The 20,389-nt window shown below is 46.5% G+C and carries 17 protein-coding genes, 1 tRNA gene and 1 pseudogene; 14 read left to right on the top strand and 5 right to left on the bottom strand.

Going from position 1 to position 20,389, the window contains the following annotated elements; genetic code table 11:
• The first annotated feature begins 2 nt into the window (after positions 1 to 2).
• Complete coding sequence (locus OCV96_RS07585; protein ID WP_262594092.1) at positions 3 to 1,856, top strand: substrate-binding domain-containing protein; 1,854 nt, start codon at positions 3 to 5, stop codon at positions 1,854 to 1,856.
• Here OCV96_RS07585 and OCV96_RS07580 read toward each other — a convergent pair.
• A complete protein-coding gene (locus tag OCV96_RS07580) occupies positions 1,841 to 2,710 on the bottom strand; it encodes an AraC family transcriptional regulator (protein WP_262594091.1) in 870 nt (289 codons plus the stop codon). The two genes, OCV96_RS07585 and OCV96_RS07580, sit on opposite strands and share 16 nt — an antisense overlap.
• 215 nt (positions 2,711 to 2,925) lie before the next feature.
• Here OCV96_RS07580 and OCV96_RS07575 point away from each other — a divergent pair, with 215 nt between their 5' ends.
• From OCV96_RS07575 to OCV96_RS07545, 7 genes are all read left to right on the top strand, one after another.
• Entirely contained in the window at positions 2,926 to 4,248 is a 1,323-nt protein-coding gene (locus OCV96_RS07575; RefSeq protein ID WP_262594089.1) for an MATE family efflux transporter, read from the top strand.
• A gap of 223 nt (positions 4,249 to 4,471) precedes the next feature.
• On the top strand, positions 4,472 to 5,353 hold the full coding sequence (locus OCV96_RS07570) for a putative manganese transporter (protein WP_262594088.1): 882 nt from the start codon (positions 4,472 to 4,474) through the stop codon (positions 5,351 to 5,353).
• Positions 5,354 to 5,421: 68 nt separating this feature from the next.
• Positions 5,422 to 5,967, top strand: a complete 546-nt coding sequence (locus OCV96_RS07565; protein ID WP_262594087.1) for a Fur family transcriptional regulator — start codon at positions 5,422 to 5,424, stop codon at positions 5,965 to 5,967.
• A 128-nt stretch (positions 5,968 to 6,095) separates the two neighbouring features.
• Positions 6,096 to 6,168, top strand: a tRNA-Lys gene (locus OCV96_RS07560).
• Between the two features lie 83 nt (positions 6,169 to 6,251).
• Positions 6,252 to 7,028 carry a TatD family hydrolase gene (locus tag OCV96_RS07555; RefSeq protein WP_262594086.1) on the top strand — a complete coding sequence of 259 codons (777 nt, stop codon included), beginning with the start codon at positions 6,252 to 6,254 and terminating at the stop codon, positions 7,026 to 7,028.
• A 14-nt stretch (positions 7,029 to 7,042) separates the two neighbouring features.
• Positions 7,043 to 8,398, top strand: coding sequence for an MATE family efflux transporter (locus OCV96_RS07550; protein ID WP_262594084.1), 1,356 nt, complete (start codon positions 7,043 to 7,045; stop codon positions 8,396 to 8,398).
• An 87-nt stretch (positions 8,399 to 8,485) separates the two neighbouring features.
• Positions 8,486 to 9,367: an aldose 1-epimerase family protein gene (locus OCV96_RS07545; RefSeq protein ID WP_262594083.1), complete on the top strand. Its 882-nt coding sequence runs from the start codon at positions 8,486 to 8,488 to the stop codon at positions 9,365 to 9,367.
• Between the two features lie 142 nt (positions 9,368 to 9,509).
• Here the strand turns inward: OCV96_RS07545 and uidA are convergent, their stop codons facing one another.
• From uidA to OCV96_RS07525, 4 genes and pseudogenes are all read right to left on the bottom strand, one after another.
• A complete protein-coding gene (gene uidA / locus OCV96_RS07540) occupies positions 9,510 to 11,336 on the bottom strand; it encodes a beta-glucuronidase (protein WP_262594082.1) in 1,827 nt (608 codons plus the stop codon).
• Positions 11,337 to 11,457: 121 nt separating this feature from the next.
• Positions 11,458 to 12,822 carry an MATE family efflux transporter gene (locus OCV96_RS07535; RefSeq protein ID WP_262594081.1) on the bottom strand — a complete coding sequence of 455 codons (1,365 nt, stop codon included), beginning with the start codon at positions 12,820 to 12,822 and terminating at the stop codon, positions 11,458 to 11,460.
• Between the two features lie 187 nt (positions 12,823 to 13,009).
• Positions 13,010 to 13,235 (bottom strand): annotated as a pseudogene (locus tag OCV96_RS19605) (hypothetical protein).
• A 2-nt stretch (positions 13,236 to 13,237) separates the two neighbouring features.
• On the bottom strand, positions 13,238 to 14,743 hold the full coding sequence (locus OCV96_RS07525; RefSeq protein WP_262594080.1) for a glycosyl hydrolase family 28 protein: 1,506 nt from the start codon (positions 14,741 to 14,743) through the stop codon (positions 13,238 to 13,240).
• Between the two features lie 223 nt (positions 14,744 to 14,966).
• Here OCV96_RS07525 and OCV96_RS07520 point away from each other — a divergent pair, with 223 nt between their 5' ends.
• From OCV96_RS07520 to OCV96_RS07495, 6 genes are all read left to right on the top strand, one after another.
• Positions 14,967 to 15,452 (top strand): DUF2975 domain-containing protein, encoded by a 486-nt coding sequence (locus OCV96_RS07520; RefSeq protein WP_117465267.1) that lies wholly within the window; start codon positions 14,967 to 14,969, stop codon positions 15,450 to 15,452.
• Positions 15,453 to 15,543: 91 nt separating this feature from the next.
• Positions 15,544 to 15,771, top strand: a complete 228-nt coding sequence (locus OCV96_RS07515) for a helix-turn-helix domain-containing protein (RefSeq protein ID WP_022313169.1) — start codon at positions 15,544 to 15,546, stop codon at positions 15,769 to 15,771.
• Between the two features lie 22 nt (positions 15,772 to 15,793).
• Complete coding sequence (locus OCV96_RS07510; protein ID WP_262594079.1) at positions 15,794 to 17,476, top strand: DUF4153 domain-containing protein; 1,683 nt, start codon at positions 15,794 to 15,796, stop codon at positions 17,474 to 17,476.
• Positions 17,466 to 18,794, top strand: a complete 1,329-nt coding sequence (locus OCV96_RS07505) for a DUF6688 domain-containing protein (protein ID WP_262594077.1) — start codon at positions 17,466 to 17,468, stop codon at positions 18,792 to 18,794. Before OCV96_RS07510 ends, OCV96_RS07505 begins: the two co-directional genes overlap by 11 nt.
• Before the next feature lie 107 nt (positions 18,795 to 18,901).
• Positions 18,902 to 19,717, top strand: coding sequence for a hypothetical protein (locus OCV96_RS07500; RefSeq protein WP_262594076.1), 816 nt, complete (start codon positions 18,902 to 18,904; stop codon positions 19,715 to 19,717).
• 68 nt (positions 19,718 to 19,785) lie between these two features.
• Positions 19,786 to 20,370 (top strand): rod shape-determining protein, encoded by a 585-nt coding sequence (locus tag OCV96_RS07495; protein ID WP_118539002.1) that lies wholly within the window; start codon positions 19,786 to 19,788, stop codon positions 20,368 to 20,370.
• Positions 20,371 to 20,389 lie beyond the last annotated feature (19 nt).

The raw sequence follows: 20,389 nt of genomic DNA, 5'->3' as shown, positions 1-20,389 counted from the left end.
CTATGCCTTTATGGAACAAAAGAGCGGTAAGCAGCGGACAAACAGAAGAATCATATAAGGAACAGCTACAATCCTTGAAACAGACTGTCAATAATCTGGGATTGGTATCCGAACAATTTGAAGGTGCGGCAGAGGGGCTGACAGAGTCCTCCGATAAGGTGGGACATGGCGTACAGGTGCTTGCGGAAGGTGCCTCAAGGCAGGAAAGAGATGTATTGCAATGCCGGAAAATAGCCGAGGAATTCACAGCGAAGATCACGGATATGGATCAGGAGACTGCAACTATGCAGACACAGGTTCAGCAGATGCAGCAACAGAGTGATCTTGGCAGACAAAGAGTGGAACATCTGGGGAAAACACAGGAAAAACTCAAAGGTTCCATGGATACGATCACAGAAGAGATTCGTACGCTTCTGGATAAAAATGCAAAGATTGAATCTGTCACAAGTGTTCTCTATAGTATTGCCAAGCAGACGAATCTGCTGTCTTTAAATGCATCCATCGAGGCTGCCAGAGCCGGGGAAGCCGGAAGAGGATTTGCTCATGTGGCATATGAAGTACGAAAATTGTCGGAGGAATGTCATAAGGCAAGTCAGAGTATCAATGCATCCATTCAGGAGATTATAGGTTCGTTAACAAAACTGAAAGAGATCATGGAGGAATCCGATGCAGCTTTTGAAGCACAGAAAACCGCGGTAGGGGATACAATTTCTTCCTTTGAAAATATAAATCACAGTGTGAAAGAACTGGCAGAAGCGCAGTTTTTTTTCACAGAACGTATGGATGAAGTCAATGGGAAGAAGGAAGAGCTACTGGAAGTCATGGAATCTATTGCAACAATCTCCAGTCAGGCATCGGCATCCTCGGAAAACGTGGCGGGAATTACTGCAGAACAGAAGCAGAATGCCAGCCTTATGGGGCATGTATCCGAACGATTGAACAGCGAATTAAATCAGCTGAATGAAATCCTGGCTAATATACCGGTGGATTATGCACCGGTACAGCGCAGGAAAATTGCCATGGTATGGGATCTGGATGATCCTTTCTGGTATCCGGCGACGAAACAGGCCTATCGCACTGCCAAAATTCTGAATTTTGATATTACGGTATTTGCACCTAAGGGAAGAGGAGAAGCAGGAACTCTGGAAATGGTGCATTTTCTGAAAAAGGTGTTGGAGGAGCGTTATGATGGAATCTGTATCTCACCCATTGCGGATCTCAGAGTGGAAAAATTGCTGCAGAAGATGGCAGAGAAGGGTGTGGAGGTGATTTTCATCCTGTCTGCATTTGATAGTGTTCCCTATCGCACACTCATCGGAACTGACAGTTATCAGTGCGGACGGAGTACCGGAGAGGCTGTGAGAGAAGCCTTGGGAGCCGACGGTGCCGTTGGCATTATCAAGTGGAAGGATAACCTCATTGAGACTGTAGAGGACAGATACCACGGTGTTGTAGATGTTCTGAAAGAAAACAGAATTCCTTATTATGATATGACCGGTCCGGGAGAACCTACTGCTGAAGAAGCAACAAAATTAACTGACCGGCTTCTTACGGAGCATCCGGATATCTCTGTACTGTGCGCTACAAATGTAGGATGGGGATTGGCTTTTGCCAGATATCTTAAGTCCAAAGGGAAGAAGGTAAAACTGGTAACAGTGGACTTCACGGATGAAGTTGGAGAATTCATGAAGGCCGGCTATGTAGATGCTGCAATTGCGCAGCGTCCGGAGAGCTGGGGATCCATGACACTGGAAAAAATAGAGGCAGTATTTGAAGGACAGAGTATACCCAAAACCATTGACACCGGAACCTATCCGGTAACACCGGCCAATATCAGAATTTATGTGAAGGACTGATCCCGTTTCTTGCGGTATTGCAGCGGCGACATCCGAAAAGAAGCGTGAAAGCTACGGATAAAATGACTTACATTAGAAAAGCCGGACTGCAGGGCAACCTCTGTAACCGGCAGAGAGGTACTCTCTAACAGATGGCAGGCATGGGTCAGTCTCAGATGCATCAGGTATTGCGTCAGAGTCAGATGAAAGTGCTGTTTAAAATAGCGGGACAAATATTTTTCGGATAAATGAAATTGCTCTGCCAGGGTTTCCAACCGAAGGGGTTCCGTGTAGTTATACTGCAGATAAGTCAGTATCTCACGCTGCATCGGATCGTTCCTTTTGGAGCCCATCGGGTTAATGGTTCCACAGGAAGCAATTTTTTGTATAAGTGACAACAATAAAATACGTAATCGGAAAAGCCCACTCAATGTATTTGGAAGCTGTCTGACAGACAGGATCTCACGGATGAGAGAAATGATGTCAGGACAGCTTTTTTCGTGGGAAAGATTATGATGCAAAAGCAATTCATGGTTACGCAGGGGAAGGAAAAACTCCGTTTCCAACAGATCGTCCGTCTGAAAGGAAATAAATTCCAGTGGAAACAACAGGGTATGATAGTCTACGCCCGGAATTGCGGAACCCATAAAATGAAGCTCACCGGGATTCACAAAGAATACGGAGCCGCCGGCCGCTTCGTATTCTTCCCCTTCAATGATGACATTAAAAGAGCCGGAGCGGACATATATGATCTCGACCTCCGGATGCCAGTGGACAGGAATCTGAAAAAAAGCAGGCATATCATGCAGGTGATAACAGCTAAAAGGAAATTCTTTTGTTCCGTGAATGCGTTCTTCTCTTAATTCAGGGTACATAGGCAGGCCTTTCTGTGAAGTGGATCAGAGGATATTATGGTCAGATTACTATAAAAGTAGAAATAAGTCAATTTTCTGTGGTAAAAATGCAAGTTTTAGGAAAGATAAAGTAGTAATATGTAAAAATTGAAGAGACTATTCGGAATAGTATTCTGAATAGTTGTAAAATGAAAATGCAAATTTTTAGGAACCGCAGAAAGGATATAAAACCTACGATGGAAGGACAGAATAAGTCATTATTTCAATTATTTGTACCACTGTGTCTGGAGACGATCTTTTACATGTTGTCCGGAATGGTGGATACCTTAATGCTTTCTTCTGTGGGAGATCAGGCAGTCGGAGCAGTCGGAACAGCAAATACTTATATCGGTGTATTTATTATTATGTATTCGGTAGTTTCTATGGGAATGCTGGCTGTGATGACACAGAATATCGGTGCGGGCAGACCGGGGATCGCCTGTCAGGCAAAGACTTTGGGATTATGGTTTAATGGGATCCTGGGTGTTGTGATGTCTGTGTTTTTGTTTTTCTGTTCCGATGGGATTCTGTATGTGGTAGGTATTGCACCGGCATTGAAGGAGCCTGCTGTACAATATCTGCGGATCGTAGGAGGCGGAAGCATATTGAACGCAATGATTCCCATACTGGCAGGATATCTGCGTGCGTTTGGATATACGAAACAGCCTCTGATCGCAACTGTGACAGGTAATATTTTGAACTTTATATTAAATGCCGTGTTTCTGTTTCGATTCCACCTCGGCGTGCAGGGGGTTGCATCCGCAACAGTGATCTCCAAAGTAGTGAATCTGATATTGATAGTGATCTTTGTACGGCGGCTGATCCCTGCAAAAAAATATTCGGAGAGGGTAAATTCCGGAGAGATTTTGCGAAAGATCATCCGGATCGGATTACCTTCCGCTTTGGAGAATACTATTTATAATATAGCGATGACACTGGTGATCCGTTTTCTGAACCAGATGGATACGGAGGGAATCAATGTGGCAGCCCGTTCCTATACGGCACAGATCACAAATTTATCCTTCTGTGTGGGAAGTGCGCTTGCACAGGCGAATGCCATTATGACCGGATGGTATATGGGTGCGGGAAAATATGAAATATGTGATAAGCAGACTAAAAAATCTGCGGCGATCGGAGCGGTACTGGCGATGGGAACAGAATTTCTGTTTGCAGTCAGTGCCCCGGTCCTGATCTCTTTTTTCACGCAGGATAAGAGTATGGTAGAACTAGTGCAGAAGCTGATGGTTATTGACATTGCCCTGGAAGCCGGACGAGTCACAAATCTGGTATACGGGAATGCTCTGAAAACCAGTGGAGATGCTGTATTTCCGGTGATCCTCGGAGCTGTTTTCATGTTTTTGTGTGCAGCGGGAGGAACGTATCTGTTGGGGATACAGCTGCATCTGGCAGTAGTGGGTGCTTATATCGGTCTGACAGCAGATGAATGCAGCCGTGCGGTCGGCATGATGTTGCGCTGGCGGAGCGGAGCATGGAAGAAAAAAGGATTGATCGAAGATTGATCGAAGTGCAATAATAAGACGGTATACCGGCTGGCTTTTGCCCGGATGGGCATTCTCTTGCTTTTCGTAGCTTATCATAGCATAGCGCATTTTTTATAATTAAAATATTGACAATATGAAAAAATGTGTTATAGTTCTAAATGCAAATGCAACTCATTTGCATTTAGAACAAATATATGATTAAGTATTCATTTGATAAAGAAAGTATGGAAAGGTAAGAGTCATGTCGGAAGTTATTTTAGATACTTTAATAGATAGTATAAAGCTGGTACCATTTTTGTTCCTGACCTATCTGGCTATGGAATATCTGGAGCATAAGGCTGGCGAGAAGACCACGCATATGGTGCGTAAGGCAGGTAAAATGGGACCGTTGATCGGTGGTGTGGCAGGTGTGCTGCCTCAGTGTGGATTCTCAGCAGCGGCATCCAACTTATATGCAGGCAGGGTGATCACCCTGGGAACACTGATAGCCATTTATCTGTCCACTTCTGATGAGATGCTGCCGATCCTGATTTCGGAGAAAATGGATATCCGCTTTGTACTGGGTGTGCTGGGAGCGAAAGCGGCCATTGGTGCGGTAGCCGGATTTGTGATCGATCTGTTGGTCCGGGAGAGGAAGATACATCCTCATGACCACGTTCACGGGCATGAGGAAAATGATCATGAAGAGGAAGAGCACATTCATGAAATCTGTGAGCATGAGAACTGCCATTGTGAAGAGGATGGCATTTTTCTGTCTGCGGTAAAACATACGCTTCAGATTACCTTTTTCATTATAGTCATTGGATTTGTTCTGAACACAGCACTGCATTTTGTGGGAGAAGATGTTCTGGCCGGCCTGATCCTGAATCGTCCCGTACTGGGACCTGTGCTGGCAGGAGTGGTGGGACTGATTCCCAACTGTGCAGCATCTGTGACCATAACGCAATTGTATATCAGTGGTGTGATCAGCCTTGGAGCCATGATGTCCGGATTGCTGGTGGGCGCGGGAGTAGGACTGCTGGTGTTGTTCCGCGTGAATCCGGATAAAAAGGAAAATCTGAAAATCGTGGGAATTTTATATGTGATTGGCGTTTTAGCAGGAATTGTGATAAACTGGCTGTAGGCACAAGCAGTGACAAAATTGAGAGCTGACTCTTTGACTGCTTGCAGGCATAAGAGGCAGATCCAATTTTGATAGGGCAACGCTCGTCCAGTGAGGGAACGCAGGGCGTTACCGAGCTGAGCAGCACTGCGGATGCCCCGGATCGCGATATTAAAGGACAGATATCTATGGAAGAACATAAATGTGAACACAATGATATTTCCTACCCTAAGGGATTGAAATGGACCAAACAGAGAAAATGCGTGTATCAGGTACTGGAGGAAGCGACCGAACCCCTCAGCGCCGTGCAGATTTACAATCGTATTGAGAAAGAACACGAAGGCAGCGATTATGCTGTATCCACAATCTACCGGATCCTGGCAACATTTGAAGAACACGGAATGGTAGAGAAGACTACGTTCATGGGAGACGGTACCGTAGTATACGAATTGAACCGTGGGGAACATACCCATTATGCGGTCTGCCTGGAATGTCATAAGCGGATTCCGCTGCCCAGCTGCCCCTTTGCACACGTACATCTGGAACAGGATACCGGAGATTTTACCGTTACCGGACACAAATTAGAGCTTTATGGCTATTGCAAAAAGTGTCAGGAAGCCCGCAAAAATCACTAATTTCACCTATTATATAAAAAAATCGAAAAAAATATTTAATTTTTTTTGAAAAAGTACTTGCATTATTTAAAATCATGTGATAACATATGTCTTGTCGTTGCGGGAGACACAACAACGACAAAGAAAATGCACCGCTAGCTCAGTTGGTAGAGCACCTGACTCTTAATCAGGGTGTCCAGGGTTCGAGCCCCTGGCGGTGCACTCGAGAGAATCGTTTTTGGAGACATAGGAGCTCCGGGGACGGTTCTTTTTTTGCATAGATACCCTGATTAAGGAGATTTCACATGACTGCGATATTTGATACCCATGCGCATTATGACGATGACGCATTTAATGAAGACAGAGAACAGCTTCTGGCGGCGCTGCCGGGGCAGGGCATTGCCCGGGTGGTGGATGTGGGTGCGAGCCTGGCATCCTGCCGGAAGGTGTTAGAACTGATGGAGCAGTACGATTACATCTACGGAGCCATCGGCGTACATCCCAGCGAGACCGCGGAACTGACGGAGGAATCTTATTCTTGGCTGAAGGAACAGTGCCAGAAAGAGAAATGCCTGGCGGTGGGAGAGATCGGACTGGATTATTACTGGCCGGAGCCGGACCATGAGACACAGAAGAAGTGGTTCCTGCGGCAGCTGGATCTGGCGCGAGAGATCAAAAAGCCTGTTATCATTCACTCCCGGGATGCGGCGAAGGATACCGTCGACCTCATGACGGAGGCGCACGCAGAGGAGATCGGCGGTGTAATTCATTGCTATTCCTATACGAAGGAGACGGCGAAGATATTCCTGGATATGGGATTCTACTTCGGAATCGGCGGCGTGCTGACTTTTAAAAATGCAAAGAAGCTGAAGGAAGCGGTAGAATATATCCCTATGGACCGCATCGTGCTGGAGACAGACTGCCCATATCTGGCGCCGGAACCGAACCGCGGCAAACGCAACAGCTCTCTGAACATTCCCTATGTGATCGCTGCCATGGCGCAGATCAAGGGGATCACAGAGGAAGAAGTGCGCAAGGCAGCATGGGACAATTCCCTGAAATTGTATCGCATGGATAAATAACCGGGTAAAAAGAAATGGAAGCAAGCAAAACAAAACTATTTTCAAAAGATGATCTGAAAAAACTGATCATTCCACTCTTATTTGAACAGGCACTGGCAATCACTGTGGGTATGGCGGATACGGTCATGATCTCTTCGGCGGGCGAAGCGGCGGTTTCCGGCGTATCCCTGATCGACATGTTCAATAACCTGATCATCAGTGTGTTGGCGGCATTGGCTACCGGTGGCGCGGTGGTGACTTCCCAGTTCCTCGGAGCCGGGAAAAAAGAGGACGCCTGCAAATCTGCAAAACAGTTGATCGTTTCATCGGTATGCATTACGATCGGTATATCGATTTTGGTCATGGTGTTCTGTAATGGCATCATTTCCCTGTTTTTCGGTAAAATTGAAGCGGACGTATTTCATAATGCTGTGATCTATATGATGATCTCGGCACTGTCCTTTCCGTTCCTTGCCCTGTACAATTCCTGTGCGGCGCTGTTCCGCTCCATGGGAAATTCCCAGATCACGCTGAAGGTCTCCGTGGTGGAAAATATCATTAACATCGGCGGTAATGCTTTGGGTGTTTATGTGTTGGGACTGGGCGTGGCCGGTGTGGCGATCCCTTCCCTGATCTCCCGTGGTGTGGCGGGTTTTATCCTGTATCACTTATTGAAAAATCCGTCCAACGAAGTGCATCTGTTAAAAGAAAGATTCCGGATCGACTGGCCGGTGATCCATAAGATCTTTTATATTGGCATTCCCAGTGGTATTGAAAATGGTATTTTCCAGCTGGGACGCGTTATCGTGGTGAGCATTATCGCTGGCTTCGGAACCGTGCAGATCGCTGCCAACGGCGTGGCGAACAGCTTAGACAGCATGGGCTGTATCGTGGGACAGGCTATGAATCTGGCAATGATCACGGTAATTGGCCGTTGTGTCGGCGCCGGAGATTCCGGACAGGTACGGCACTATACGAAAAAATTATTGAAGATCACGTATGTTTGTACGTTCGTGGTAAACAGTATCATTCTGCTGTGTCTGCCCTGGATCCTGAAATGCTACGGATTGAGTCCGGAGACTACGCAGCTGTCCTACATTCTGGTCATGATCCACAATGGCATGGCAATGTTTTTGTGGCCAGCATCTTTTGTACTGCCGAACATGCTTCGTGCCTGCAATGACGTGCGCTTTACCATGGTGCTGTCCATATTCTCTATGTTCATGTTCCGCATCGGTTTCAGTTATATCATCGGTGTGAACATGGGCTACGGAGCCATTGGTGTCTGGATCGCCATGGTACTGGACTGGATCTTCCGCGTGATCTGCTTCGTGAGCAGATATTTGTCCGGCCACTGGCTGAAAACGGCCGAGTTAAAGGATAACAGATAGTATAGAGCATGATTTTTGCGCCCGAATAGGTTCACGGATGAACTGTTATGAGGTATAATGTGGGAAAAAGAGAGGGAGGTATGTAATATGCAGGTAGTATTGGAAAATGAAGCTTTAAAGGTAACGATCAACAGCTTTGGCGCAGAGCTTGCAAGCATTCGGGGGAAGGCCACAGATACCGAGTATCTGTGGAATGCGGACGCAAAATTCTGGAAGAGAACTGCCCCGGTACTGTTCCCCTTTGTCGGAAGCCTGAAAAATAAGGAATATCATTATGAAGGAAAGACCTATTCCATGGGACAGCACGGTTTTGCCAGAGATATGGAGTTTGCCGTGGATGTACAGATGGCGACGGAAGCATGGTTTTCCCTGAGATCTAATGAAGAAACCAAAGAGAAGTACCCGTTCGAGTTTATTTTAAAAGTAGGTTATGAATTAGAAGGAAGAAATCTAAAGGTCATCTGGCAGGTGGAAAATCCGGATACAAAAACACTGTACTTTTCCATCGGCGGACATCCCGCATTCATGTGTCCTGTGAATGGAAAAGGAAAGCAGTCGGAATATTATTTTAAGTTTGATGCCGACAAAGATCTGACTTACGGACTGGTGGCGGATGACGGACGAGGACTCATGGGACAGCAAAAGGATGTACTGCCGGTGAGAAACGGCTATGCGCAGATCACAGAGCATCTGTTTGACAGGGATGCTCTGATCGTAGAGAATCGTCAGGCTTCTGTAGTGAGCCTGTGTACCTCGGATAAAAAGCCGTATCTTACCGTAAGCTTCGATGCACCGTTATTTGGTCTGTGGTCTCCCGCAGGCAAGGGAGCGCCGTTTATCTGTATCGAGCCCTGGTACGGTAGATGCGACCGGACGACCTTTGACGGCAGTCTGGAGCAGCGGGAGTATGGCAATATCTTGCAGACAGGCGGGGTGTTCCACAAGGAGTACATTATTACCGTAGAATGATGGCAGGAAGACGATTCCATACATACTTTTCTTGCGAATAGAAAAATAGCCGAAATTAATGATACGGTATCTGAGGGAATAAGAATATTATAAGAACAGCAGTGATATGTCAGGTATCGCTGCTGTTTTATCGTGATATATCTTATAAATTATTGCTGTCCTTGTAATGGAAATTCGGAATATGCTCCCATCTGTCCCGGAAATAATGGGCGATCAGTTTCGGACGGCGGTCTCGGGTAAAGATGCCTTTCCGGTTGCCGTCTGCGCGCATACAGCCCTGCAGGGTGGCATAATCGGCGAAGTTCCATGCCTGTTCCCCGATAAAAAAGTCTCTTCCGTCGAAGGCCTTGCTGTACATTTTATAAAGTTCTACCTGAAATTCTTCACTCCACATTTCCGGCGCACAGTTATGGAGCCCGGCGAGAGTATCGGCGCCGTATTCGGTCATCATCACGGGTTTTCCGATCTTTTCCCAGAAATCCAGTTCCAGATTCCAGGCGTAGGAAGCAGCCTCCAGATCACCGGAGAGATTGTACCATCCGTAATAACGGTTGAGACAGACCACATCCATGGTCCGGGTCACGATGTCCTTCTCGTAATTATTCTGACAGCAGACAAAGGTGACGGGACGGTTCTGAGGATCCAGACTGTGGGTAAATTCATAGAGGGAATGCCAGTAATCATAGGCGGATTCCGGGAAATGCTCGGTATCCGGCTCATTTCCCATGGACCACATGACGATGCAGGGATGATTTTTGTCTCGCGCGATCAGATCCCGCAGGACCTGCTCGTGATGCTCTCTTATGGGAAATGTCTTATAAGGATCACAGCTCTCTCCGGCACCGATGCCCACGGCGGGCGTCTCGTCAATAATAACGATACCTTCTCTGTCACAGAGCCGGTAGATCTCCTCCGCGTAAGGGTAATGGCTGGTGCGGAAGGAGTTGGCATGGATCCAGTGTAGAAGATTAATATCCTTTACATCGAGGCAGAGATCCAGTCCTCTTCCGCGGAAAAATGAATCCTCATGCTTGCTGAAGCCCTTGAAATAAAAAGGCTCCCCGTTGATCAGAAACTGCGTTCCCTTCACCTCTACGGTACGGAAACCGAATTCTTCCGTATAGCAGTCCTCTCCGTAATGAACTTCCGCCTTGTACAGGTAAGGAGTGCCGGGATAAGGCTGCCAGAGATGGACCTGCGGGATCCGAAGCTCTCCCTTTCGGCCGGTGGCTTCTGCTTTGCAGTTGCTTTCTGCGTCTATGATTTTTAAAGTGACAGGAGCGTCACTATCCATCCCATCCGTGAGAATTTCGTAATTTAAGACGCCGGTGTCACCTTCGATAGACGGGACCAGAGTAATGTCTCTGATGTAGGACGCCGGAGTGCTGTAGATGCGCACCGGACGGTTGATGCCTGCAAAATTAAAGAAATCAAAATTCGGAAGATTTTGCTTTTTTCTCCGTAGCTTTGCGGCTTCTACACTGGGAATGCCTGGATTGTCCGAGCCGAAGAAGGCGATATTGCCCTCATTGCCGATGGGCAGAGTGCTGTGGCTGATCCGGTTGTCCACAGCGACACCGATGGTAAGGTGCCCATCCTCCGGAATCAGATCCGTGATCTCTACTTCAAAGGGGAGAAAACCACCCTTATGTGTCATAATCAGTTTCCCATTGATATAAACTTTTGCAACATGAGTTACAGCATCAAAACGCAGTACCTGACGCTGTCCGTTGCTTCCGCACAAAAGTGCCGGAAGTTCCATGGTTCGTTCGTAATAAGCCCAACCGTAATGATTCCGATAAGACGGATCATCCTTCTGGTCATTATAAGAAGCCGGCACAGCGATCAATTCCATCTCCTGTGGAGCTGACCAGGTATCTTCCGGTTCCGTCTCATCTCCTAATTGGAAGTGCCATATCCCTCCCAGATCGATCAAGCTGCGGGAACGGTTCATAATTGGATATAACATGGTAGTCCTCCTTTTGCCTTGTGGACTGTAATTGCGCTTATTATAGGGCAGGACAAAAGGAAAATCCATGTGATTATTTTTAGGAAGTATGTAAATTTTTATGAATCTGGCAAGTCAGTAATTAATGGTGGGTATTCCTGTTTTTTGCAAGGGCGCAAATAGCGCCCCAGCGCCTGGATTTAAAGTAGAAGAGCATGGCAATCATGCCGGTAATAAAGCTGGCGGAAACACTGACCATGGCATATTCGCCATAGCCGGCATACATGATGAGATAAGCGGCAGGGATTCGGACAACCCATAATAGCAGAATATTTACGATAGTGGGATAGCGAATCTCTCCGATACCATTGATAAAGCACATAATGCCATTGAACACGGCGTAGGCCCAGGTGAATGGCAGAACAAGATAAGTATATCGCTGTGCAAAAGCCAACACGGCCGGATCACGGCTGAACAACATCAGCAGAGGATGGCAAAAAGCAGTCACAAGTAATCCCCCTGCAAGGGTGACGATGCCGGAACAGAGCGGTATCTGCCATGCACCGCAGCATAAACGACGGTAGTTCCGGGCACCAAGGTTCTGCCCGGCAAACACAGTAGCCGCAGAAGAATAGGAAGTAATGGCAATATTGGCAATGCCGCTGACTTTACCGGCAACGGAGCATCCGGCTACGAAGGTGGAGCCCAGTGTGTTATAAAGAGCCTGAAGCAGCACATGACCGACAGAATAAAGTGCGGTATTCAGTCCGAGAGGCAAGCCGATCTTTAACATTTTATGAAGAATAGGAAGGTCAAAACCATGCGCAAAAACCGGAAAATTCATGGCAGGATAAGTATGACGGATGTAGAAAATGCTGAACATCCAGGACAGAAACAGTGAGGCAGCAGTTGCGATGGCAACACCGGTGACGCCCATTCCCAAAACGGCAGTCAGTACAAGGTCCAGAACAATATTGGTAACGCAGGAAATGCCAAGAAATAACAGCGAGGAAGTACTGTTTCCCAGACCTCGTAAAATACCTGCGTTAAAGTTATATCCCATATTGCCGAGAATGCCTAACGTTGTGATACGCAAATACACAATGGCGTAGGGCATGGCATCGGCAGGCACCTGCATCAGCCTGAGAAGGAACGGTCCGGCAGCTACGCCTAACAACGTAAGCGGCAGACTGGCAGCGTACAGAAAAAACACTGCGGTTTGTGCAAGCTTACGCAGTTGATCGGCATCGGAGGCACCTGCCGCTTGTGAAATCAGGATGGATATTCCAGAACCAATGCCAAGAAAGATACACAAAAGAATCTCCAGTGGCTGGGAACTTGTGGCTACAGCGGCCAAAGCGGATGCATCACAGAAATTACCGATGACCAAAGTATCAACGGTTCCGTATAACTGTTGTAAGATATTTCCGATGCAGATCGGCAATGCAAACTGTGCTGCGCGGCCTAAAATAGAACCTTGTGTCATATCGATTTTACTCATATTCATTGACAATCACCCGCTTTGTAAAAATGGTAAATATTTAAATTGTAGAATGTAAAAATTCATCAGCTTATACTGGCTTGGTTCAGAGTCTATGCCAAAACTGTGTCCAGGGTTTTATGTTGAGAAAGCTTTCGATGCTGCCGGTTATATTCTCCATTGTAATATAATCATGATGCCAGGGTCAAAAGGTCTAAGCCCACATGAGCTTGCTCATAGGTGGGTGAAAGACCTTAGGACCCGCCCCGATATGAGCATAAAAGTGGGATGATAATCCCACGATATGCGAATATTGGGTAGGGTGCTATGTGCCAGTGGCACATGTCTAGCACGGACCGAAGCGGAGCGGAGACGTGGGAGTGCGTAGCACGGAACAATCCGTAGGCATCAAAGTCGGGGGCTTTTGACCCCGACATCATAATCATAATGTTGCGGAGTATCGGGATGTAGCTTGATCCTCTTCCGTGTGCAAATTGGAAATTGTCAGTGCATCATATCTCGAAAGCAGAAGCTTCGCATTCGGCGGCAGTACACAGTCTGACAAAAGTACATTTTTGATTTTATGCCCAGGTGCAGTAAAACCATCAATTTCAATGGGGGCAACGGATTCCACTGTGCCGTGCTCCTGTTTTTGTCCGGTCAGATGTAGCCGTTCAAAGCGAAAATCTTCAAAATAAGGCTGCTCTGAAGCAGGAATGCCGTCATCATTGTATGGAACAGAATGAATGAGCAGGCGGGGGAAGGTGCAGTCGCGTACAGTGACATTGCGCACATATCCGCCACGCTTAGGGGTTCCTTTGATTTCAATGCCATTGGAAGAGGCAGCTATATCGCAATCCCAAATTTGCACATCTGCAACACCGCCGGACATTTCACTGCCAATACAGATACCATGACCGCCGTTGCTGTGGCAGTCAAATACGCAGATATGCTTTGTAGGACGATTAATGGCATTACCTTCGGGATTCTTACCGGATTTGATGGCAACGGAGTCATCTTCGGTTTCAAATTCCGTTGCAAATAACGTGCAGTTTGTGGAAGAATCCGGGTCCCAGCCATCGCCGTTCCAAATACCGCCAGAGCGTAGCGTGCAGTGGTCAGTCACAATGTCATCACAGTAGATCATATGGACATTCCATGCTGCGCCGTTTTGTAAAGTCAGCCCTGTAATACGAATACGGGAGCAGTTGCTTAAATTAATAAGTCGTCCGCGGACACGTCCCGGAATGGTACGGTCATTCTCACAGGTGGCAACCAGTGCAGCATTTTGGGCAAGATATTCCCTGAGATTCTCCCGTTCGATATCGATCATGCGCTCAGCCAGAACATGCCCACCGCCACTAATGGTTCCCTTCCCATAGAGTAGGATGTTTTCGCAATTTGCACCTGCGGTATGATCAAGATGTCCGGCGTTTAAAAGACTGCGGTAACATTCCTGCTCCGTGCCTTCAAAACGGCTCCAGATACGAGGCAGATAATCTGTGGGGTCAGAACTTCCCTGTAAAACAGCGTCTTTCTCCAGACACACGGACATACAACTATGCAGATCAAGAGCTCCGGTCAGATAGATTCCGGCAGGAAAGTATACTTCGTCATTTGGCCCACAGTCTGTAAAAGCCTGTTGGAGCGCAGCAGTATTCAGCGTTTTTCCATCACCCACGGCATTGTAGGGTTCTTCCGTTACATAGATTCGGCGCCGTGCAGGTAGAGTACAGATGTGGATACTGCCGATATTGTAGACAGTAACACAATATTCAGTATTGGGTATCAATTCTGTGAATGTATAATGTGTCCGATTTGTGTGAACAGAATGTCCACCATCGAGAGAAACTTCATATACTGTGTCGGCATTGGCATTTTCCGGCTTATTCCAGAACACAGTTGCGGTGTTGGCAGTACAGCGTGCGGATAGTAAAACGGATTCCATAAAAATCCTCCTTTTCTTTTTTACTGCTTTCATTGTAAAAAAAAGCACTGAGAATGTCTATATCAATTATTTTCATTTATGTTAATAATTCCCTATTTACTCTATATCTGCTCTGTGATATATGAGATTCAATATAAATTTATCGAATATCAATAAAATTATATTGACATTCGTATCATAGAGTGATATGTTAAGGCTACCAAGAAGGAAAGAGGTATTCATTATGGAGAAGAGAGAGTTGTCGGAAAAGGAGCTGCGGGAGAAAAAGTTATCTTTGGCGAAGGGGACAAAGTACCTGCTGGATTTCATGTTCTATGCGGGGATACTGGTGACGGTAAGTCTGCCGCTCAGTCTCAAATACATAGGAAAGTATCTGGAGGCAGTGGAGGAGAATTACCTTCCGGCAGTGATCATATTCGCCATTCTGGGCGTGCTGGCGTTATTGTTGATCAATGAACTGCGCAAGATGTTTGGCACGGTGCTTGCGGAGAACTGCTTTGTACCGGAAAATGTGGCGAGCCTTAGGAGAATGGGAGACTTAAGCTTTTTCATCGCGGCCATGAGCGCTGTGAGATGTGTGGTGTACCTGACCATTGCCATGCTGGTGATCATTTTGGTATTTATTATTGCAGGCATGTTCAGCAAAGTGCTGGCGATGGTATTTGAAGAAGCCGTGCGCTACAAGAAAGAAAACGACTTAACAATCTAAAAATTCAGTCACGAAGTGATAGAGCGTGTGATACGCGACTATGTAAATGACGCCGGCTGAACGGAAATTCAAAAGTAGAAAGGCATCTATTATGGGAATCATTGTAAATCTGGATGTAATGATGGCAAAGCGGAAGATCAGCCTGACGGAACTGGCGAATCAGGTGGATCTGACCCAGGCCAATCTGTCCATCCTGAAAAATAATAAAGCAAAAGCCATACGTTTCTCTACGCTGGAATCCATCTGCGAGGTGCTGCATTGTCAGCCCGGAGACATTCTGGAATATGTGGAAGATTCAAAAGAAGAGAAAAACAATTAAATCCTGAAAGGGGGAGATCACAATGCAGGAAAATACAGTAGTACAGGAAACAACTTCAGCAAATCAGGGACAGATATCCGGGCAGAATGTAGTCCGGGTGGTAGAAAAGACAGAGACTGCGGAGACAAAGCGCATGAAGGAACATTTTAATTTCTTTGGACCGGTGACGTTTCTCTATGCCGTGTTCTATGCGTTTTGCATGTTTCATAACGGATCGGGAATCACCTTCCCTTTTTTTCTCGCAGGCACTTTACTGTATTTTGTCTTCTCGCTGTCAAAACTGGAGATTACCTTGAAAAAAGGAAGCACCTTTTACATGATCAGCATTCTGCTGCTGGGGATATCCACCTTCTGCACGGACGGATGGGCGATCATCAGCCTGAATAAGCTGGCGGTCTTTTTGCTGGTAATGTGTCTGCTGCTGAATCAATATTTTGATACCACAAAGTGGAAGCTTGGGAAATATGTGGGGAGTATCTGCCAATTGGTGGTTATGAGCTTTGGGGAACTGGGGAAGCCTTTTTCCGATGGCAAAGCCTATTTTCGTGAAAAGGGAAAAGTAAATAAGAAGGTATGGTACGGGCTGTTGGGAGTAGTGATCGCATTGCCGATTGTGCTGATCGCTGCCGGACTGTTAAGCTCTGCCGATGCGGTATTCCGTAAGATGACAACGGATTTCATGAACTGGATCCGCCCGGGCAATATATTCAACGTAGTCATCCGGGTAACATTTCTGTTCTTTACTTCCTATGCACTGACTTCCTACCTGTGCAAGCGAAGCATCCCAGAAGAAGTGAAGGATCGCAGAAAGGGTGAGCCGGTACTGGCAATTACGATTATGTCATTGCTGTCACTTTTGTATCTGTTGTTTTCCGGTATTCAGATCTTCGGATTGTTCTTGGGGAAAATGCAGCTGCCGGAGGGCTATACCTATGCACAGTACGCAAGAGAGGGCTTCTTCCAGCTGCTGGCTGTCAGCATTCTGAATCTGATCCTGGTACTGGTGTGCCTCAGCTTTTTTAGGGAAAGTAAGGTACTGAAAGTAATTATGACGATTATGTCATTATGTACTTTTATCATGATCGCATCCAGCGTAATGCGTATGATCATTTACATCCGGTATTATTATCTGACTTTCCTGCGGATCTTCGTATTGTGGATGCTGGCGGTATTATTCGTCATGTTTATCGGAGTACTGATCAACATTTACAGGGAAAGCTTCCCTCTGTTCCGCTATGGTGTCGTGATAGTGACCGTGCTGTATCTGGCATTGTCCTTCAGCCATCCTGACTATATTATAGCCAGAGTGAATATTGCCAATGCACCCGGCGCGGACGGTACGGGCTGGGAAGAATCTGTGGCACAGGATTACGGAGACGATTTTTTCGCCGGACCGTTTTTCCGGGGAGCGGAATATATTGACTACTCTTATCTGAGTGATCTCAGTGCGGATGCGGCACCGGCTATTATTCCTTATATGGAGAGCCTGGGGTATGATTTTGGTGCCTATGAACTGGAGAACCCTACGGATATTATGAGCGAAGATACGCAGGCTCAGTGGTGGGGGAGTTATCAGCCGAAAGGATTCGGCTATTATTATCTGAACCATAATAAGAAGCGCCTGGAGCAGACATCTCTGCGGACATTTAATATTTCCAGATATATGATGCGGAAACAGATAGAGGCGAGAATCGATGGAAAATAAAGAAATGAATACGGAAAAAATAAAGTTTTATAAAAAGCATCCGGTGTTGCTTGCATGGCTGATTTCTATATTTATCGGACTGGGCTATGCGCTTTTTACGATCATAGCCTCTGTTATTCATTATGAGCAAAGAGATTATGTATGGGAGATCATTAAGGCTTTTACAGAAATGTTTACCTGGGCAATTTTAATGGGAGCGGTACTGGTATTTCCTGTGGTGCTGACGATCAGTGAAGTAATCTGCCTGATCTGTGAGGAACGAGGGCACCCGGTGAAGGGAGACTGGCTGTTTGACCAGCACGCATTTTGGCTGGGTGGATTTTATGAAATTTGTTATTTAGGGTTGATTATGGATGTGACATCTGCTGACTGGCAGACGCAGTTAAGCAATTCCAATAAACATACACCGATTTACAGTGGTTCCATGGTTACTTTTATAGTACTCCTGCTGCTGGCATTTATAGGGTATGAGATTCTGCAGAGCATTCCGCTTCGGAAGCTGCCGCCCCTTGTGACAGTCCTGTCGATTTCCTCAATGTACCTGGGATTGTTAGAACTGATCCTGTTCACAGTACAGATATTCAAGCCTACGATTTTGCTTGATGGATATTTGCTATTATTTCCACTGTGCTGTGTGCTGCTAGTGGTGCGACTGCTTCTGAAGAAAATACGGGAGTGGAATGCACTGATGCAGAATGCGGAGGCGGAACACTTTGGGACGGGGAAGATTTATCAGAATCCCATGCTGCGTTGGTGTGACAGCATATTGCGGAAGGCTGCATGGTGGCCGGTGCTGGGACTGGTATTGATGTTCCCACTGTTGGGGATCCTGATCGCAATCCTCATGCTGTTCGGGCAGGCACCGGATTCTGTGATTAAAGCATTCACGGAGACCAGCGACTGGAACCTGTCTCTCAGGCAGGCACCGCAGAATGTCATGTATGATGAACATTATCTCTGCACGGTAGCTGCCGGCGGTCATGAAAAGGTCGTAAAGCCTATCCGCCTGGGGAGGCGGCATGGGCATGAAGTCATTGTGAACCGTCAGTTGTGCATCGCCAATGCTTTTGAACAGGTGTTGGAAGAACGGACTCCCGGCTTCCACCAGGCGCTGCGTCATTTTTATGACACTTACGGGTTCCCTGTGGCGAGACTGATCCACAGTAAATACACGGCGGATCTGGTGTATTTTATCATGAAACCTTTAGAATGGATCTTCCTGTGCGTGCTGTATCTGACAGATGCACACCCCGAGAACCGTATTGCCGTGCAGTATATCGGGAAAACGGCAGCGCAGGTGGAAGAGTTGTATTTGTAAAAATAGTGGCGTACGATGCAACTATGATGCAATGGTATGTTAAATTCTTTACTGTAATGGACGGGGGAAGCGTTCGGTTACAATAAATACATAAGGAGAGATACAAAATGAGGGGCAAATTAATAGTTATCACAGGAGTTATGGCACTGGGGTTGTCTGCCTGCGGAGCACAGGGGAGTGATCCGGTGGGAGGGAGTAGTAGTTCAGAGGTTATCGGATCCGCAGAGGCTGCGGTAACGGAAGAGAGCACTTCAGAGACTGGTGAATCCATGGAAGCGACAGTATCCACGGAGACTGTTTCCGACACTACGGCATCCACGACAGGTCCTTCTTACGAAGATGAGGACGCATGGCTTCCCTGGGAAGATTATGGAGAATGTTCCAACACGGTAAAAGAATTCTACAATGATAATGAAGAAAAGACCTATTATTTCGAAATAGATGAGTTCTATTTTGCTGATGAAAAGTATGCAAAGGTAAATGATTATCTGCAGCAGATGTATGAGAATTACAGAACCCAGTATGAGGAGGAAGGAGAGAATCACACCGGAGCGTATGAGTTAGTGGATGAAACTCTTTCCGAGGGACAGCGGTATGATGACAATTATCTGGTATTCAATGGCATTACTTTAGCGGATGACGAGTATGTCAGCCTGCATTTTAATGACACGGTTTATTATGCAGGAGCAGCGCATCCATTATCCTATTACATACCCGTGACGATCTCCGTTGCCACCGGCGAAGAAGTCACCCCGGAAGAAGTTTTGGGGAAGACCTGGGACGAGATCCTGGCAGCAGGCTCTATTGAAGAAGAAAACGAAGAAAATTTTAATGCCGATTACGGCTTTTACATCACAGAGAAGGAACTGTGCTATCTCTATCGCACGAATTTCTTTGTAGAAGAGATTCGGATTTCTCGGTAAAAGAATCGGATTGAACTGACAGGGCAAAAGAGGTATACTTATTTCCGGAAACGAACGGAGGTACCGGGATGGAAAAGTTTACCCCTTCAGAGCTTTGTGCAGACATTAAGATCTATGATTATAAGCAGAAAGTAAAATATGATGAGAAATCCCTGGTGATTTTTGAGAAAACAGGGAAAATGATAACAGCCGGAAAAGAGTGCGAAGGCATGCTTTACGCTCTTCCGGCTAATTCTATTGGTTTTTCTCCGATCGTATTGGGAAGAGTCAGCGACTATACCTGTGCGGAAAAGATGCTAAAGCAGATGCTGTGCCGGTATCTTGGCAAGGCATCATTTACGGGATACGGAGAAGGGCTTATTTTTATTCACGAGAAGCTGAACGAAGTGGAAATGAAAGCCTATTTCGATCTTCTGTATCAGGCGGGAGCCAAAAATGTGGTCTATGCAGATGAAAGCGTGAAAGGAATCCCGGAGGGAACTCCCTGGGAGGATGTGATCTGGGGAATGAAGAACACTTATAAAAATCTTCGTTTTGCCGTGGAGATCACGAAGGAACAGCCCATGGATTATCTCAGATATTCGCTGGCGCAGTTGGCAGAGAACTGTAAGCGGTGGGGACTGGAAGAGGAAATGTCAAAATTGTATATTTAAGGAAATAGGCTAAGGGTAA

Origin of the sequence: Waltera acetigignens (assembly GCF_025567015.1) — a bacterium.
GTDB lineage: Bacteria > Bacillota > Clostridia > Lachnospirales > Lachnospiraceae > Acetatifactor > Acetatifactor acetigignens.
This window is presented reverse-complemented; position numbering and strand designations above follow the sequence as displayed.